Annotated in this window: 14 protein-coding genes; all 14 read left to right on the top strand. The window is 46.0% G+C overall.

Annotated elements, in window-relative coordinates; translation table 11 throughout:
• Nucleotides 1-104 precede the first annotated feature (104 nt).
• Complete coding sequence (gene frr, locus K5Q92_RS01665; protein ID WP_220767321.1) at nucleotides 105-662, top strand: ribosome recycling factor; 558 nt, start codon at nucleotides 105-107, stop codon at nucleotides 660-662.
• A 252-nt stretch (nucleotides 663-914) separates the two neighbouring features.
• Nucleotides 915-1,715 carry a polyprenyl diphosphate synthase gene (uppS, locus tag K5Q92_RS01660; protein ID WP_220767320.1) on the top strand — a complete coding sequence of 267 codons (801 nt, stop codon included), beginning with the start codon at nucleotides 915-917 and terminating at the stop codon, nucleotides 1,713-1,715.
• A 20-nt stretch (nucleotides 1,716-1,735) separates the two neighbouring features.
• A complete protein-coding gene (locus tag K5Q92_RS01655; RefSeq protein WP_220767319.1) occupies nucleotides 1,736-2,593 on the top strand; it encodes a phosphatidate cytidylyltransferase in 858 nt (285 codons plus the stop codon).
• A gap of 4 nt (nucleotides 2,594-2,597) precedes the next feature.
• Nucleotides 2,598-3,788 carry a 1-deoxy-D-xylulose-5-phosphate reductoisomerase gene (gene ispC, locus K5Q92_RS01650; RefSeq protein WP_220767318.1) on the top strand — a complete coding sequence of 397 codons (1,191 nt, stop codon included), beginning with the start codon at nucleotides 2,598-2,600 and terminating at the stop codon, nucleotides 3,786-3,788.
• A 14-nt stretch (nucleotides 3,789-3,802) separates the two neighbouring features.
• Nucleotides 3,803-5,173, top strand: coding sequence for a sigma E protease regulator RseP (gene rseP / locus K5Q92_RS01645; protein WP_220767317.1), 1,371 nt, complete (start codon nucleotides 3,803-3,805; stop codon nucleotides 5,171-5,173).
• 31 nt (nucleotides 5,174-5,204) lie between these two features.
• Complete coding sequence (gene bamA, locus K5Q92_RS01640; RefSeq protein WP_220767316.1) at nucleotides 5,205-7,688, top strand: outer membrane protein assembly factor BamA; 2,484 nt, start codon at nucleotides 5,205-5,207, stop codon at nucleotides 7,686-7,688.
• Between the two features lie 58 nt (nucleotides 7,689-7,746).
• On the top strand, nucleotides 7,747-8,244 hold the full coding sequence (locus tag K5Q92_RS01635; RefSeq protein ID WP_220767360.1) for an OmpH family outer membrane protein: 498 nt from the start codon (nucleotides 7,747-7,749) through the stop codon (nucleotides 8,242-8,244).
• Between the two features lie 4 nt (nucleotides 8,245-8,248).
• Entirely contained in the window at nucleotides 8,249-9,265 is a 1,017-nt protein-coding gene (gene lpxD, locus K5Q92_RS01630; RefSeq protein ID WP_220767315.1) for a UDP-3-O-(3-hydroxymyristoyl)glucosamine N-acyltransferase, read from the top strand.
• A gap of 36 nt (nucleotides 9,266-9,301) precedes the next feature.
• Nucleotides 9,302-9,763 carry a 3-hydroxyacyl-ACP dehydratase FabZ gene (fabZ, locus tag K5Q92_RS01625; protein ID WP_220767314.1) on the top strand — a complete coding sequence of 154 codons (462 nt, stop codon included), beginning with the start codon at nucleotides 9,302-9,304 and terminating at the stop codon, nucleotides 9,761-9,763.
• Nucleotides 9,760-10,530, top strand: coding sequence for an acyl-ACP--UDP-N-acetylglucosamine O-acyltransferase (gene lpxA / locus K5Q92_RS01620; RefSeq protein WP_220767313.1), 771 nt, complete (start codon nucleotides 9,760-9,762; stop codon nucleotides 10,528-10,530). Before fabZ ends, lpxA begins: the two co-directional genes overlap by 4 nt.
• 70 nt (nucleotides 10,531-10,600) lie before the next feature.
• On the top strand, nucleotides 10,601-11,752 hold the full coding sequence (lpxB, locus tag K5Q92_RS01615; RefSeq protein WP_220767312.1) for a lipid-A-disaccharide synthase: 1,152 nt from the start codon (nucleotides 10,601-10,603) through the stop codon (nucleotides 11,750-11,752).
• Nucleotides 11,752-12,363, top strand: a complete 612-nt coding sequence (gene rnhB, locus K5Q92_RS01610) for a ribonuclease HII (RefSeq protein ID WP_220767311.1) — start codon at nucleotides 11,752-11,754, stop codon at nucleotides 12,361-12,363. Before lpxB ends, rnhB begins: the two co-directional genes overlap by 1 nt.
• A gap of 149 nt (nucleotides 12,364-12,512) precedes the next feature.
• Nucleotides 12,513-15,983 carry a DNA polymerase III subunit alpha gene (gene dnaE, locus K5Q92_RS01605; RefSeq protein ID WP_220767310.1) on the top strand — a complete coding sequence of 1,157 codons (3,471 nt, stop codon included), beginning with the start codon at nucleotides 12,513-12,515 and terminating at the stop codon, nucleotides 15,981-15,983.
• Between the two features lie 66 nt (nucleotides 15,984-16,049).
• Nucleotides 16,050-17,459, top strand: coding sequence for a tRNA lysidine(34) synthetase TilS (gene tilS, locus K5Q92_RS01600; protein WP_220767309.1), 1,410 nt, complete (start codon nucleotides 16,050-16,052; stop codon nucleotides 17,457-17,459).
• The last annotated feature ends 25 nt before the right edge of the window (nucleotides 17,460-17,484 follow it).

Below are 17,484 nucleotides of genomic sequence, written 5' to 3'. Positions count from 1 at the left end.
GACTATGCTTAACGAATTGAGTGAAGTGTTCAGCTCGCTGCTAAAAGCTCATTGAAACGAACCGGAAGAGCCGCAGCACCTAGTGACTTAAAAGGACATATAAAGTGATAAACGAAATCAAAAGCGATGCACAAGCACGCATGGCCAAGTGTGTAGAGTCGACTAAAACTCAAATGGCTAAAGTTCGTACTGGCCGTGCACACCCAAGTCTTCTTGATACCATTCAAGTACCATATTACGGTTCACTTACACCACTTAAGCAAGTGGCGAGTGTTTCTGTTGGTGACGCACGTACGTTAACGGTATCTGTTTTCGACCGTACTATGATCGCTGCTGTTGAAAAAGCAATCATGAGTTCAGACTTGGGTCTAAACCCAATGTCAGCGGGTGCGACAATTCGCATTCCATTACCTGCATTGACGGAAGAACGTCGTAAAGACCTGATTAAGGTTGTTCGCGCTGAAGCCGAGAACGGTCGTATTGCAGTTCGAAATGTACGCCGTGACGCTAACTCTAACGTTAAAGAGTTAGAGAAAGAGAAAGAGTGCACAGAGGATGATGTTCGTCGTAGTGAAGACGATGTACAGAAGTTAACTGATGCACACATCAAGCTGATTGATGAAGTTTTGGCTGCAAAAGAAAAGGAACTGATGGAGTTCTAAATATCACTCCTCAGTAGGGGAATGTTAACTGTTTGGTTTGATTTTTAACCTAGCCACTTGAGTGAAGCTCGCTTTTTTAGTGAGAGATAACGAACTTTTCGTCTCATTCATTTGGCTTCATAGCTCACGCCTTGTAACAAAAGCGCTGAGCTTGAGCAAAAATTAAACTTGAATGGCCAACATGCCCTAGAGTTCAGACGCCGTGTAGAGGTATACTACACGGCGTTTGTCTATTTTTAAGGGTTGTAATAGATGTCAATCGATTCCCAGTCTGGCACTGAAGTGACAGAGACCTTACCGAGCGAAATATCCGCCTTGGTAAAGCAGTCGATCCCCAAGCATGTTGCTATCATCATGGATGGCAATGGGCGCTGGGCACAGGCTCAGGGAAAGCCTCGAGTTGTCGGCCATAAAGCTGGTGTCAAGGCAGTTAGACGAGCTGTCAGTACGGCCCGTAGTTTAGGGGTCGAGTCATTAACATTGTTTGCGTTTTCAAGTGAGAACTGGCGCAGACCTGACAAAGAAGTCAGCTTGTTAATGGAACTATTTTTTACCGTGTTGCAACGTGAACTGAAGTTGCTGCACAACAATGGGGTTCGCCTCAATATTATCGGTGATATCAGTCGATTTTCTCCGCGTTTGCAAAAGCAAATTGCAGCGGCAGAAGAGAAAACTGCTGACAATAAAGATTTAGTGCTTAATGTGGCGGCGAACTATGGTGGACGCTGGGACATTTTGCAGGCGGCACAAAAATTGGCTGCTAAGGTTGAATCTGGTGAAATGAGCAGCACTCAGTTCACCGAAGAGGCCCTAAGTGAGCATTTGTGCATGCAAAATCAAGCCGAAGTTGATTTAATGATCCGCACTGGTGGTGATTACCGTATAAGTAACTTTGTCCTGTGGCAAGCCGCTTACGCAGAGTTAGTCTTTACTGACACCTTGTGGCCGGATTTTGATGAGGATGCGTTTAAAGATGCGATTGCTATTTTTGCTAATCGCCAGCGTCGATTCGGTTTGACAGGAACTCAAATCGATACCATCCGCTCTTTGTAATAATTAATGAGGGAAGTTTTTTGCTAAAACAACGAATAATAACAGCAATATGGTTAATCCCCTTAGTTTTTGGTGCCATTTTCGGTTTACCGACTGAGTATTTTTCTTGGGCACTAGTGGGAGTATTTTTGATCGCCGCTAAGGAGTGGGGGCGAATTATCGATAGCCGTTGTGAAATGACCCAATGGAGCTTTACTGTGACCATTGGTGTTTTATTAGCTGCACTGAATATCTTGGTGCCAACCGATGAAATTTGGCTACGTGGCATGATGCATCCGATATTTTTAGGCGTCATACTTATCGGTGGTTTCTGGTGGTTTATCTCCTTTATCATGGTGTTATCTTTCCCTAAAAGTGCGCGCTTTTGGGAGAAGAGTCATATGCTCAAATCTATGTTTGGCCAATTGACGCTGATCCCATGTTTCGTTTCGCTCATTTCGCTTAAGGCATTGAGTACCCAAGCTTCACCCTATTACGGTGGGCTCCTAGTCCTGTTAGTTATGCTCGTTGTTTGGGCGACAGATTCAGGCGCTTACTTTGTCGGTAAACGATTTGGTAAGCGTAAGTTAATGCCAAATGTTAGCCCTGCAAAAACGATTGAAGGTCTTCTGGGGGGCTTATTAACCACCATGATAGTCGTTGCTGGCGTGATGTATTTCTCACCTGAACAAGAGCTGGGATTAGTCATCGGCGTGACACTGTTTATCGCCTTAGCCTCAGCGGTCGGCGATCTATCTGAGAGTATGTTTAAGCGCGTCGCAAAAATTAAGGATTCTGGCACTATCCTACCGGGACACGGCGGCGTATTAGACAGAATCGATAGCCTAACAGCGGCTCTACCAGTATTCACATTAATCTATATAGCCTTTTGGATGTAACTAAATGCAAAACCTGGTGATTTTAGGTGCAACTGGCTCCATTGGAGCCAGCACTTTGAGTGTGGTGGCGTGTAATTCACAGCAATACAAGGTATTTGCATTGGTGGCAAATACTAATGTCAGCAAGATGCTAGAGATCTGCGCTACGCATCAGCCTAAGATTGCCCATATGGTGGACGCCAAAGCGGCTTTTGAGCTTAAACAGCAGTTGCCAAGTCATTTAAATATCCAAGTTACAACCGGTGAAGATGAACTCTTGTCTCTGGTGAGCAGCAGCCAAGTTGACACAGTTATGGCGGCGATTGTTGGTGCCGCGGGTTTACCTTCGACACTTGCTGCTGTTAAAGCGGGTAAGCGTGTCTTACTGGCCAATAAAGAATCTTTGGTTATGTCGGGTAAGTTGTTTATCGAAGCGATGCAAGAATCTGGCGCACAAGTATTACCGGTTGATAGTGAACATAATGCTATTTTTCAGTGTTTGTCAGAACGCTCACAACTTGAGATTGGTCGCTGCGACTTAGCTGGAGCGGGGGTATCTCATATTCTGCTTACTGGCTCAGGCGGACCTTTCTTAACGTCAGAGCTATCATCGCTATCGAGTATGACGCCTGATCAGGCTTGTAAGCACCCTAACTGGTCAATGGGGCGCAAGATCTCCGTCGATTCTGCGACTATGATGAATAAGGGCCTTGAGTATATCGAGGCGCGTTGGTTATTTAACGCAAGCTCCGAGCAATTAAAGGTCGTGATCCACCCGCAAAGTGTGATTCACTCTATGGTACAGTATCGAGATGGCTCGGTATTAGCGCAACTAGGTAACCCCGATATGCGCACACCTATTGCTCATTGTATGTCTTTTCCAGAGAGAATTAGCTCCGGAGTTGAACCTTTGGACTTTTTCAAAGTCGGACAGTTAAGCTTCTTAGAACCTGATTTTAATCGATTCCCCTGTTTAGCATTGGCAATTGAAGCCTGTAAGCAAGGGCAGGAAGCGACTACGGTATTAAATGCTGCTAACGAGATTTCAGTACAGGCATTTTTAGACGGTAAGATCCGCTTTACCGATATTGCAAGAATAAACGAACAGAGCTTAATGAATACGGCAACGCATCCATTAAACAATATTGATGACATCTTGGCGTTAGATACGCAGAGCCGTCGATATACATTAGAAGCCATTAGTAAGCTCAATTAGTTCAGAGGAAAGGGATGATAGATTTTTTATGGAACTTAGGTTCCTTTATTGTTGCTTTAGGGATTTTAATTGCTGCCCATGAATATGGACACTTTTGGGTGGCTCGCCGCTGTGGGGTAAAGGTCGAGCGATTCTCTATCGGCTTTGGTAAAGCCATTTGGCGTAAAGTTGGGCAAGACGGCACCGAATACGTGGTTGCCGCTATTCCACTCGGTGGTTACGTTAAGATGCTCGATGAGCGTGTTGATGAGGTCCCAGAAGAGTTAAAAGAGCAAGCCTTCAACCGCAAGTCGGTTTGGCAGCGGATTGCAATTGTTAGCGCAGGTCCTATTGCCAACTTTTTATTTGCGATTGTCGCACTCTATGCCATGTATCTTATTGGTGTTCCAGCTATAAAACCTGTTATTGATTCAACTCTTGCTGGTACGCCAGCTGCGCAAATCGTTGTTAAAGAGCCGATGCAAGTGATGGCTGTCGGCAGTCAAAAGGTTAGAGACTGGGAAGAAGTTAACCTTGCTTTAGCGGGTCACATCGGAGATAACAAGGTCGATATTACGCTTGCGCCACTGTCTCGCCTAGAAGGCTCATCGGGTGATGAGCAAACCTACTCGCTAAATACCCAAGATTGGAAATTTGATCCTGAGAAACAGTTGCCGATTACTGCAATTGGCCTTGGCATGTACCGTCCTGCGATCTTACCTACACTTGCGTTAGTCAGTGAAGATGGCGCAGCGGGTCTTGCGGGTATTAAGGTAGGTGATACCTTAGTTGCCATTGACGGTGAAACCTATAAAGATTGGCCACGCTTTGTGGAGATCATTCAGGGCTCAGCCAATAAGACGGTTACTATTACTGTGCGTCGTGATGGCGAGCAGATAGCAGTTAAGGTCACGCCAAAGTCTCGTGAGAATGCCGAAGGTAAAATTGAGGGAGTTATTGGTGTCGCACCAACCGCAGAGCCTTGGCCTGAGAATATGAAAGTGCAACTGGAGTATGGATTTTTAGAGTCTTTTCCGGTTGCAGTAGATAAAACATGGCAACTTGTCTCTGTCAGCATTAAGATGATTGGCAAGTTACTTACCGGTGACGTTTCAGTTAAAAACTTGAGTGGCCCTATTTCTATCGCACAAGGTGCGGGAAATAGCGCTGACGTTGGGCTGGTATATTTTTTAGGTTTTCTTGCATTGATAAGCGTGAACTTAGGCATTATTAACTTATTGCCTTTGCCAGTGTTAGATGGGGGACACCTTTTGTATTACTTCGTTGAGGTAATTACAGGCAGGCCTGTACCGGAGAAGGTACAGGAAATTGGATTCAGAATTGGGGCAGCATTGCTGCTGATGTTGATGAGTGTCGCGCTTTTCAATGACTTTTCCCGACTCTGAGCAAGGACAGACAAATAATTAGAAGTGCTCTATGAGATTGAATAAACTTTTTGCCTCGATGTTATTAGTCGGAGCGTCTTTTTCAGGGAACGGTTGGGCAGAGACATTCCAACCTTTTGAAGTAGCTGATATCCAAGTTGAAGGTTTACAGCGAGTGGCACTCGGTGCGGCTTTGCTTAACTTACCTGTGAAGGTAGGGGATACTGTTGATCAATTAAAATTGCAGCAAGCGATTAAGAGCTTGTATGCATCAACTAACTTCGAAAAAATTGAAGTGCTGCGAGACGGTAATGTGCTCGTGGTTAAAGTTACCGAGCGTCCAACCATTAGCTCTGTTACCTTCGAAGGTAACAAAGACATTAAAGATGAGCAGTTGCAGGAAAGTCTTGATGGCTCTGGCGTAAAGGTCGGTGAGTCATTAGACCGTACCATGCTCTCTGGCATTGAAAAAGGCTTACAGGACTTTTACTACGGTGTTGGTAAATACGGCGCTAAGGTAAAGGCTGAAATCATTAACTTACCTCGTAACCGAGTTGAGCTTAAATTTACCTTCACCGAAGGCCTCGCCGCTGAAATTCGCCAGATTAATATCGTGGGTAACACCGAGTTTAGCGATGCTGAGCTCATCGGTATGCTAGAGCTTAAAGATTATGTGGCTTGGTGGGATCTATTTGGTGAGCGTCGCTATCAGAAGCAAAAGCTGCAAGCAGACTTAGAAACCATCAAAACCTACTATCAAAACCGTGGCTATATTCGTTTTGACGTGACCTCTACTCAGGTGGCGATGACCCCTGATCGTAAAGGGCTTTATATCACCATCAACGTTGATGAAGGTGAGCAGTATAAAGTTAAAGACGTTAACTTAACCGGCGACTTAATGGGTAAGGAAGAGGTGTTAGAAGCCATCTTGCCATTAAAGTCTGGTGATATGTATAACGGCGGAGATGTGACCTTTACCGAAGAGATGTACGGTAAGTACCTTGGTCGATTCGGTTACGCTTATCCAGAAGTTAAGACCTATCCTGAAATCGATGATGAGACTAAAGAAGTTAATCTGAATATCAACATCAACCCAGGTAAGCGTGTCTATGTACGCAATATTAGCTTTAGTGGTAATACAGTCACTAAAGATGAGGTAATGCGTCGTCAGTTACGTCAGATGGAAGGTGCATGGCTTAACTCGGCGCAGGTAGAGCTGTCAAAATCTAACCTTAACCGTCTTGGCTACTTCGAAACCGTAGATACTGAAACGGTACAGGTGCCTGGCACCGATGATCTGGTCGATGTGGCATTTAACGTTAAAGAGCAACCATCGGGATCATTTAACGCCGGTGTGGGTTACGGTACTGAATCGGGTCTTAGCTTACAGTTTGGTGTGCAGCAGAGTAACTTCCTCGGTACAGGTAACCAAGCGGGTGTTAACTTAAATACCAACAAGTACTCGAAGAACGTCAATATTAACTATACCGATCCTTACTTCACTAAAGATGGCGTGAGCCTTGGTGGTAGTATCTATTGGAGTGAGTTTGATGCGGACGAGGCAAACTTGGAAGCCTATAAGAACAGTTCTTATGGTATCTCGCTGAACTCAGGCTTCCCGATTAACGAATATAACCGTATTAACGGTGGTATCGGCTATCGCCATAACGAAATTTCTGAAATTTCAGCCTATGAGCAGGCGATTCGTTTTTACGATATCTATCGAGATAGCGACGATCCAAATGCTGGCTTAGCTTTCGATAACTTTGAGCTGAGCCTAGGTTGGTCGCGCAGTAACTTGAACCGTGGAACTTTCCCATCGGATGGTTCATCGCAACGCTTAAACGGTAAGATGACGGTACCAGGTTCAGATCTGCAGTACTTTAAAGCGGATTTTGATACCAACTTTTACTTCCCGCTTAACCGCAGCCACAGTTTTGTTATGCTGGCCCGTGGCCGTTTAGGCTACGGTAATGGTTATGGTCAGTTTAACGATAATGACCAGATCCTACCATTCTGGGAAAACTACTATTCAGGCGGTAGTAGCTCACTGCGTGGCTTTAAGTCTAACTCTGTGGGTCCACGTTCATTCTACTTGTATCGTGGTAGTGAGCCATGCTCACCTGATCCATCGGGTGAAGGTTGTAGCTTGCCAGGCGATCCTAACCAGATCCAGGTTAGCTCTGGTCGCTCAATTGGTGGTAATGCCATTGCAACGGCAAGCTTAGAGTTAATCGTGCCAACCCCATTCTTGGATGAGGCCTATACAAATTCTGTACGTACTAGCTTCTTTGTGGATGCGGGTAACGTATGGGACACTGAGTTTGACTACGATTCATATCGTTATCTTCCAGTTGAAGAGTTTGATAAACTGCAAGATTATAGCGATCCGAGCCGTATTCGTGCCTCATGGGGCATGAGCGTGCAGTGGTTATCACCGATGGGACCTATGGTCTTTAGCCTTGCATGGCCAATCAAGGAATACGAGGATGATGAAACAGAGATCTTCTCGTTTAATATTGGTAAAACTTTCTAAAATCAATTTGAAAAACATCGGCAAGTTTTGCTGAATAAAGGAGTTTGTTTTGAATAAGATGTTGAATCGCGCAGTGATGGTTATGGTTCTTATGGGTGCACCACTTGCGGCGCACGCTGAGAAGATTGCAGTAGTTGATATGCAAGCAGTATTCGAGCAGTTACCACAGCGCGAGCAAGTGAACGAAACACTTAAAGCTGAGTTCGGTGACCGTGTTGCAGAAGTTCAAAAGATGCAGGAAGAGCTACGTGGTCTGCTAGAAAAGCAGCAGCGTGATGCTGCGCTAATGAGCGAGTCTCAAAAGACCGAAATGGTGCGCAAGATGGAGTCAATGAAAGCTGAGCTACAATTGAAAGGTAAGGCTTTAGATGAAGATATGCGTCGCCGTAACGGTGAAGAGCAGAACAAACTGCTTCTACAAGTTCAAAAGACAATTAACTCTATTGCTGAAAAAGAGCAATATGACATGGTGCTTCAACGTGGCGCCGTTATCTATGTTAAGCCAAGCGCTGACATCAGTAACAAAGTGGTTGAAGCTTTAGGTAAAGGCAATTAAATAGATGAAAAGCTATACTTTAAGAGTATTGGCTGACCATTTAAATGCAGATGTTCAAGGTGATGACTCAGTTGAAGTTTCGACTGTAGGCACCTTGGACGGTGCAGGTCCAGGTCAAATCTCTTTCTTGGCAAATTCTAAATATCGCTCGCAGCTGCAAACTACAGCTGCGTCGGCGATCTTGATGACGCCTGCCGATGCAGAAGGCTTTTCTGGCAACGCGATCGTACTTAACGATCCTTATGTTGGTTTTGCTCGCATCGCACAACTTCTCGATACCACTCCAAAGGCTGCCGATAGTATCCACCCGTCTGCACAGATAGCGGCTTCTGCCATGTTAGGCGAAGATGTGGCTATTGGTGCAAATGCTGTCATTGGTGAAAATGTTATTCTAGGCAACAATGTTCAGATTGGTGCGGGTAGTGTCGTTGGCCAAGACAGCGTAATTGGTTCAAATACCCTGTTATGGGCTAATGTTACCGTTTACCATAATGTGCATTTAGGCCAAGACTGTATCATTCACTCTGGTGCGGTTTTAGGTTCAGATGGCTTTGGTTATGCTAATGAGCGTGGGCAGTGGATTAAGATCCCACAAACTGGTGGCGTTCGCATTGGTGACCGTGTTGAGATTGGTGCAAACACTACTGTAGATCGTGGTGCTATCGACCATACCGAAATTCACGATGGTGTCATTATCGATAACCAAGTGCAGATTGCCCATAACGATATTATCGGTGCTAATAGCGCTATAGCTGGCTCAACAGTTGTCGCCGGCAGTGTCACTATTGGTAAACACTGTATTATTGGTGGTAACTGTGCGATTTCAGGCCACTTAAGTATTACTGATGGCGTGCATATTACCGGTAGTACCAACATCACTAGCGTGATTAGAGAGCCTGGGGTTTATTCATCTGCAACAGTTGCGATGGACAATAAGCTTTGGCGCAAGAATACCGTTCGTTTTAGACAGTTAGATACGCTATTCCAACGTGTGAAGACACTTGAAAATAACGTAAAGTAAATGAATTACTGCTTAGAGCAGATAAAGGAAAATTTCGTGTCAAATCAATTGAATACAATGGATATCAAAGAGATCCTAAAATTTTTACCTCATCGATATCCATTTTTATTGATCGATAGAGTGCTAGACTTTACTCCTGGTGAGACTCTACATGCTATTAAGAATGTCACTATCAATGAGCCATTTTTCCAGGGGCACTTCCCGGTTCAACCAGTGATGCCAGGTGTATTGATTTTAGAAGCGATGGCGCAGGCAACTGGCTTGTTGGCTTTTAAAACCATGAGTGAAGAGCCTTCTAATGACGCGTTATACTATTTTGCTGGTATCGATAACGCGCGTTTTAAGCGTGTCGTTGAGCCGGGCGACCAGCTTCATTTTGAAGTGAAAATGATTAAAGAGCGCCGTGGGATTGGCGTATTTACTGGTGTTGCCAAAGTGGATGGCGAGGTTGTTTGTTCAGCCGAGATTATGTGTGCACGTAGAGAGATTTCTAAGTGATTGATAAATTAGCTTACATCCACCCAGATGCCAAGATTGGTAACAATGTCACTATCGGTCCTTGGACCTATATTGGCGCCGATGTAGAAATTGGTGACGATTGTTGGTTCAGCTCACACGTTGTTGTGAAAGGCCCAACCGTTATTGGTAAAGGTAATAAGTTCTACCAGTTCGCCTCTGTGGGTGAAGATTGCCAAGATAAAAAGTATGCCGGTGAAGCGACTCGCTTGATCATCGGTGACAACAACGTGATCCGTGAATCGGTAACGATTCACCGCGGTACTACTCAGGATAACTGGGAAACACGTATTGGCTCAAATAACCTGTTCATGGCTTATGTGCATATTGCTCATGACTGTGTGGTTGGTAGTAACGTGATTATGGCCAACAATGCTTCGATTGCGGGCCATGTACATGTTGGCGACTGGGCAATTCTTGGTGGTATGACAGGCGTTCATCAGTTCGTTCATATCGGCGCTCACGCTTTTACTGCGGGCAGCTCATTGATCCTTAACGATGTACCACCTTTTGTGATGGCATCGGGTCAACCAGCTATCCCTAGAGGCTTAAATATTGAAGGTATGAAGCGTAGAGGCTTCTCTAAAGAGTCCCAGCTTTCGGTTCGTCGAGCCTATAAGACCTTGTACCGCAGCAGTTTGACTGTGGCTGAAGCTGTAGAGCAGCTGAAAGAGGCTGCAGTGGATGATGAGCAGGTTAAGTCTTTAATAGACTTTGTCGCTTCCTCTCAACGAGGCATTATTCGCTAGTCAAGTCATAGAGCCCGTGTAAAAGCGGGTTCTTTGTTTCCACCTCATCATCAATGACAGACGCCATTCTATGAGTTCAAATAATCCTCGTGTATTTGCTATGGTTGCCGGAGAGATCTCGGGTGACATCCTTGGTGCAGGTCTAATAAAAGCCCTGCAGACTCAATATCCAGATGCCAAATTTGTTGGTATCGGTGGGCCTCGTATGGAAGCCCTAGGTTTTGAGTCTATCTTCTCTTATGAAGAGTTGGCAGTAATGGGGATCGTCGAGGTCTTGTCGCGTCTACCAAGATTGCTAAAAGTACGCGCAACACTAATCGATGAGCTGGTTAAGATAAACCCAGATTGTTTTATTGGTATCGATGCCCCGGATTTTAATATCGGCCTAGAGTTAAAACTTAAGAGTCGTGGCATTAAAACCGTGCACTACGTGAGCCCATCTGTGTGGGCATGGCGACCTAAGCGTATTTTCAAAATAGCTAAAGCAACCGACATGGTGTTGTCACTACTACCATTTGAAAAGGCGTTTTACGATGAATACCAAGTGCCTTGTACCTTTGTCGGCCATACTCTTGCCGATGATATTCCATTGGAAAGCCCTAAAACTGTTGCCAGAGAGTTACTCGGTCTAGAGAAGGATGCCGAATATTTAGCAATTCTACCGGGTTCTCGTGGTGGTGAACTTAAGATGCTAGCCGAACCATTTGTTAAGGCGGCGAGTCTTATTAAGCAGCGTTACCCCGACATAAAGTTTGTTACGCCACTGGTAAACCAAAAGCGCCGTGAGCAATTTGAACAGGCGTTACGCGAACATGCGCCGAACTTGGAAATTCATTTAGTCGAAGGGCAATCTCGTGAAGTGATGGCGGCTGCCGATTGCATTTTGTTAGCATCTGGGACGGCAACATTAGAAGCCATGCTCGTTAAGCGCCCGATGGTAGTGGCTTACCGCGTCAGTCCAATTACTTATCGCATCGCCAAGGGAATGATGCTCACGAAGCGCTACTCCTTGCCGAATCTACTTGCCGATGATGATATTGTCGAAGAGCTTATTCAGGCCGACTGTACACCGGAAAAAATAGCTAAGGCGGTTGGTATGCAGCTCGATAGCGATTTCAAGCCTATGTATGAGCGCTTTATGCAGATGCATAAGACCTTACGTTGTGATGCCAGTGCGCGTGCGGCAGATGCAGTGATTAAGTTAGTAGAGGATAAAGTTTAATGGCGGTGATTAAAGGTATTACACCTGAGCAGGTGGCTCAGATTTGTGTCGGACACTATGCTGGTGTCGATGAAGTAGGCCGCGGCCCACTTATCGGCAATGTTGTTACCGCTGCGGTTATTTTAGACCCGAACAATCCTATCGAAGGCTTGAATGATTCTAAGAAACTATCTGAGAAGAAGCGTGAGTTGTTGTTTGAACAAATTCAGCAAAAGGCGCTGAGTGTCAGTGTCGGCTCGGCAACACCAGCAGAGATCGATGAACTCAATATTTTACATGCGACTATGCTTGCCATGCAGCGCGCAGTTTCAGGTCTGAGCATTAAACCTAGCAGCGTATTAGTCGATGGTAATCGTACACCGGACTTTGGCGTTGAGAGCCATGCTATCGTTAAAGGTGATGGCCTTATCGATGCCATCAGTGCGGCATCAATTATCGCTAAAGTTGTTCGTGATAGAGAAATGGACGCCCTTGCAGAGCAATATCCAGAGTATGGTTTTGAAAAGCATAAGGGTTATCCAACCAAAGCGCATTTTGAAGCGTTAGCTCAGCATGGCGTGCTACCGGAGCATCGTAAGAGCTTTAGGCCTGTACGAGAAGCAATGATATAAATTTATAGCCTTTAGTGTTTGCCACTGTTTGAAAAGTAATACATCTACCCCTAGGGTTAGCAGTTTAACTTGTTTGCTGCTGGCCCTTGTTTTACTCTGTAAGATTCATTATTTGTCTTCGTCTACCCAATATAAAGATACTCCAAATTATGTCTGATCCACGTTTTGTGCATTTGCGCGTCCACAGTGATTTTTCCATGTCAGATGGACTTTCTAAAGTTAAGCCTATTCTTGCTAAGGTGGCTGAACTTGAGATGCCTGCTGTGGCGTTAACCGATCAGACAAATATGTGTGGTTTGGTGAAGTTTTATGGCGGCTGTCATGATGCCGGGATCAAGCCGATTATTGGTACTGACTTTTGGGTAAAAGTGCCGGGTTTTGACGATTTTTGCTCAATTACTGCACTCGCCATGGACAACAAGGGCTACTCGAATCTGACCTTGCTGATCAGTGATGCCTACCTGCGCGGTAACATCAATGACAAGGCTGTGATCGATCAGGAGTGGTTAGCAAAATATAACGAAGGCTTAATTTTACTCTCGGGCGGTAAAGATGGCGACGTGGGCCGCGCGCTACTAAAAGAAAACCAAGCTCAGGTAAGCTCATTAATTGAGTTCTATCAGACCCATTTCCCAGACAGATATTATTTAGAGTTGTTGCGCACAGGGCGTCCTGATGAGGAGCGTTATCTGCATATGGCCGTTGCCCTTGCAGAGCAAAAAGATCTACCTGTGGTCGCGACAAATCAGGTTGTATTTAATAAAGCCGAGCAGTTTGAAGCGCACGAAATTCGTGTGGCAATTTACGATGGTTTTACACTTGCCGATCCACGCAGGCCCAAGAAATACAGTGACCAGCAGTATTTTAAGAGCAGCGAAGAGATGTGCGAGCTGTTTGAAGATATTCCCGAAGCGATTCAAAATAGTGTTGAAATTGCTAAGCGCTGTAACGTCACAGTACGACTGCACGAATACTTTCTACCAAACTTTCCAACCGGTGATTTGACCATTGAAGACTTCTTAGTCGATGTGTCAGAAAAGGGCCTAGAGGAGCGTTTGGAGTTTCTTTTTCCCGATCCCGAAGTTAGAGCTGAGCGCCGCCCTGAATACGATGAGCGTCTGGATGTGGAGCTTAAGGTAATTAACCAGATGGGCTTCCCTGGTTACTTCCTTATCGTGATGGAATTTATTCAGTGGGGTAAAGACAACGATATCCCGATTGGCCCTGGCCGTGGTTCGGGCGCGGGTTCACTGGTGGCTTACGCCTTGAAGATCACCGACTTGGATCCACTTGAATACGACTTGCTGTTCGAGCGATTCTTGAACCCTGAACGTGTATCTATGCCCGACTTCGACGTCGACTTTTGTATGGATAGACGTGATGAAGTAATCGACCATGTTGCCGATCTGTATGGCCGTGATGCGGTATCGCAGATCATCACCTTCGGTACGATGGCGGCGAAAGCGGTTATCCGAGATGTAGGCCGCGTTCAAGGCCATCCGTACGGTTTCGTTGATCGGATCTCTAAAATGATCCCAGCAGAGCCAGGAATGACTTTGGCTAAGGCGTTTGAGGTCGAGCCCGGTCTACAAGAGTCCTATGATGCCGATGAGGAAGTTAAAGATCTTATCGACATGTGTCGCATTCTAGAAGGTGTAACCCGTAACGCCGGTAAGCACGCCGGTGGTGTGGTTATCGCGCCAACTAAGATCACCGATTTCTCGCCAATTTATTGTGACACAGAAGGTTTAAACCCAGTCACACAGTTTGATAAAAACGATGTGGAAACGGCGGGTCTAGTTAAGTTCGACTTCTTGGGTCTAAGAACGCTGACCATTATTGACTGGGCGCTGCAGATGGTGAATGCCGTCAAAGACAAGAATGGCGAAGAACGGGTACGAATCGAGTCGATTTCATTGACCGATCCTAAGTGCTTTAAGTTACTGCAGCGCTATGAAACCACCGCGGTATTCCAGCTTGAATCTCGTGGTATGAAAGATTTGATTAAGCGTCTTCAGCCTGACTGTTTCGAAGACATGATCGCACTGGTGGCTTTGTTTAGACCTGGCCCGCTACAGTCGGGCATGGTAGATAACTTTATCGAACGTAAGCATGGTCGAGAAGAGGTATCGTATCCAGACTCGCAATATCAGCACGAATCGCTAAAAGACCTACTGTCGCCGACTTACGGTATTATTCTCTATCAAGAGCAGGTGATGCAGATTGCTCAGGTACTCGCTGGCTATACCTTGGGCGGCGCGGACATGCTTCGTCGTGCTATGGGTAAGAAAAAACCAGAAGAGATGGCTAAGCAGCGCGGCACCTTTAAAGAGGGGGCGATTGCAAACGGCGTCGATGGCGAGTTGGCGATGAAGATCTTCGACTTGGTAGAAAAATTCGCAGGTTACGGTTTTAACAAATCTCACTCTGCCGCTTACGCCTTGGTATCTTATCAGACGCTTTGGCTTAAGACCCATTACCCCGCGCAGTTTATGGCGGCGGTAATGTCGGCGGATATGGATAACACAGATAAGATCGTTACCTTGGTGGATGAATGTGAGCGCATGGGGCTACCTTTGTTGCCGCCTGATGTGAATAAAGGCCTGTTTAGGTTTACCGTGGATGATGAACTCAATATCGTTTATGGCATCGGTGCGGTAAAAGGAGTGGGTGAAGGCCCTGTCGACTCTATTTTAGAGGCGCGTAAAGATGGTCCGTTTAAAGACCTATTTGATTTCTGTGCCCGCGTCGATCTGAAAAAGCTTAACCGCCGAGTAATCGAAAAGCTAATCTGTGCGGGGGCGCTGGATAATTTAGGCCCGCACCGTGCGGCGATGATGGCGACTCTGCCTGAAGCTATCCGCGCTGCAGACCAGCATGCTAAGGCCGAAGCGATCGGTCAGCACGATATGTTTGGTCTGCTCAATAGTGAGCCAGAAGACAGTAAACAGCAGTTTGTCGATTGTACCCCTTGGCCGGATAAAGTCTGGCTAGAAGGAGAGCGTGACACCTTAGGTCTGTACTTGACTGGTCACCCGATCAATCAGTATCTCAAAGAGCTTAAGCACTACACATCTGGTCGCTTGAAGGATGTGCATCCTACGGATCGTGGCAAGACCATGAAAGCAGCAGGCCTTGTGGTTGCCACACGAGTGATGATGACTAAACGTGGTGCCAAGATGGGCTTAGTGACGCTTGACGATAAGAGTGCGCGCCTTGAGGTGATGCTCTTTACCGAAGCCTTTGAGAAGTTTAATCATCTGCTTGAGAAAGACCGCATTCTTATTATCGAGGGCGAGGTGAGCTTTGATGACTTCTCTGGCGGCAACCGTATGACAGCCCGAAACATCATCGATATGGGCGAGGCTCGCAGCCACTTTGCTCATGCGGTAGAGATCGACCTGCAGTCAGAGAAAGTTAATCCGCAGTGGTTAAGTGAGTTTCAAACTGCGGTCGAACCTTGGAAGGCGGGCGCCGTACCTGTACTGATTAACTACGCACAACCTCAGTCTCAGGCTCAATTTACCCTTGGTGATGAGTGGCGGGTTAATCCAACAGATGAACTGATGTTGGCATTAGAGTCGTTAACCGGATCGGGTAAGGTTAGAATCGTTTTTTAGACCAAACGCTTGCTAACTGAAATAGTTTTTAAGATGAGCACTTTTTTAAGGTAAACAGTTTCTAGAATGAATATCGCCGCTTCGATTTTGCAGTGTATTAAGCAGTTACCTCCGCGTCTTTCGGAGGCTGAGGTTGCGGCTAATCAAGCTTGTCTGAAAAAGCGCAAGCTGGTGTTGGCTTATAGCGGCGGTGTCGATTCGGAAATACTCGCTCACGGTCTTTCTCGATTTGCCAAGGCACACTCAGAGTATGAATGTTTACTGGTCCATGTACATCACGGGCTAAGCGATAATGCCGATAAGTGGGCCGAGCACTGTTTATCTCAGGCCGATGCTTATGGACTGAACTGCGCTGTTAAACGAGTCGAAGTTAAGCTCGCGCCACGAGTGAGTGTTGAGGCAGAGGCGCGTAGTGTACGTTATCAAGCGCTGCTATCAGAGCTTGAGCAAGACGATCTGCTCATGACCGCACATCATCAAGATGATCAGCTTGAGACGGTTTTGCTGGCACTCAAACGTGGACTTGGCCCTAAAGGTTTATCAGCCATGGGAAAGGTCCAGCGTTTTAATCAGCAAAATTGGATTATCCGGCCGCTACTTGATTACAGCAAGGCTGAAATCGAGGTTTATGCCAGACAGCACAATATCAGCCACATTGAAGATGAGAGTAACTTCGATAATAAATACGACAGAAACTTTCTACGTCTAGAAGTCATTCCTACGCTAAAGCAGCGCTGGGGATCCATAGCGGCAACGGCGAGTCGTAGCGCCGAGTTATGTGCTTTGCAGCAGTCGGTTATCGATGAAGAGATAGCCATTAGATTACCCGAACTACAACGTCAAAACGGCAGGCAATGGACACTCGATTTAGATAAGCTAGCCAGCCACTCTAAGGCTTGGCAGTCATTGTTACTGCGAGGTCATATGGAGACTCTAGGGTTTGCGCCCCCCTCTAAGGTACAAGGTGAGCAGATCTTGGCGCAGTTACTAGAGGCTAAAGCTGATGCGAGTGTTGAGATTCGTCTTACAGATGTGGTTATCAAACGTTTTAAGCGAGAAGGTTACTTTTTATCGCTGGATTCGATGCAGTATAAAGCTAACAAGAACTATTCTGCGATAGATGTTGATAATATCGAAGCGTTATTGAATGGCGATGTGACCCTGCCAACAGGAGAGGGGCTATCTGCACAAGTGCTTCAATCGGGGGCTCGTCTTAGGTTTCCCATAGCTTCCGAGCAAATCTCAATTGTTTTTGCTCTGCCTGGTAGCACAAGGTGTCAGCCCCACAATCGTAGCAAGGGGCGTGAGCTTAAGAAGTTGTGGCAAGAGTTAGAGTTAGCCCCTTGGGAGAGAGGAGAGGTACCACTGCTGTGTTATAACGGCAAGCTCGTAGCCGCCGTAGGTTACTGGATTGAGAAATCTTTTCTGGCGAGTGATGGTGCCTTGGGGCTTAGTCTAAACGTGCGCCAGAGTTAAGCGAACACGCTAACTGATATCGAGA

The sequence above is a fragment of the Shewanella sp. MBTL60-007 genome (assembly GCF_019654915.1).
Classification (GTDB): Bacteria; Pseudomonadota; Gammaproteobacteria; order Enterobacterales; family Shewanellaceae; genus Shewanella.
Note: the sequence above shows the minus strand (reverse complement) of the source record. Positions and strands in the feature narration are given on the sequence as shown.

What these genes read in the sequence shown, in the direction of transcription:
- K5Q92_RS01635 (WP_220767360.1), top strand. Translation starts at nt 7,747, where the DNA reads ATGTTGAATCGCGCAGTGATGGTTATGGTTCTTATGGGTGCACCACTT.
- lpxB (WP_220767312.1), top strand. Translation starts at nt 10,601, where the DNA reads ATGAGTTCAAATAATCCTCGTGTATTTGCTATGGTTGCCGGAGAGATC.
- rseP (WP_220767317.1), top strand. Translation starts at nt 3,803, where the DNA reads ATGATAGATTTTTTATGGAACTTAGGTTCCTTTATTGTTGCTTTAGGG.
- tilS (WP_220767309.1), top strand. Translation starts at nt 16,050, where the DNA reads ATGAATATCGCCGCTTCGATTTTGCAGTGTATTAAGCAGTTACCTCCG.
- bamA (WP_220767316.1), top strand. Translation starts at nt 5,205, where the DNA reads ATGAGATTGAATAAACTTTTTGCCTCGATGTTATTAGTCGGAGCGTCT.
- uppS (WP_220767320.1), top strand. Translation starts at nt 915, where the DNA reads ATGTCAATCGATTCCCAGTCTGGCACTGAAGTGACAGAGACCTTACCG.
- dnaE (WP_220767310.1), top strand. Translation starts at nt 12,513, where the DNA reads ATGTCTGATCCACGTTTTGTGCATTTGCGCGTCCACAGTGATTTTTCC.
- ispC (WP_220767318.1), top strand. Translation starts at nt 2,598, where the DNA reads ATGCAAAACCTGGTGATTTTAGGTGCAACTGGCTCCATTGGAGCCAGC.
- lpxD (WP_220767315.1), top strand. Translation starts at nt 8,249, where the DNA reads ATGAAAAGCTATACTTTAAGAGTATTGGCTGACCATTTAAATGCAGAT.
- rnhB (WP_220767311.1), top strand. Translation starts at nt 11,752, where the DNA reads ATGGCGGTGATTAAAGGTATTACACCTGAGCAGGTGGCTCAGATTTGT.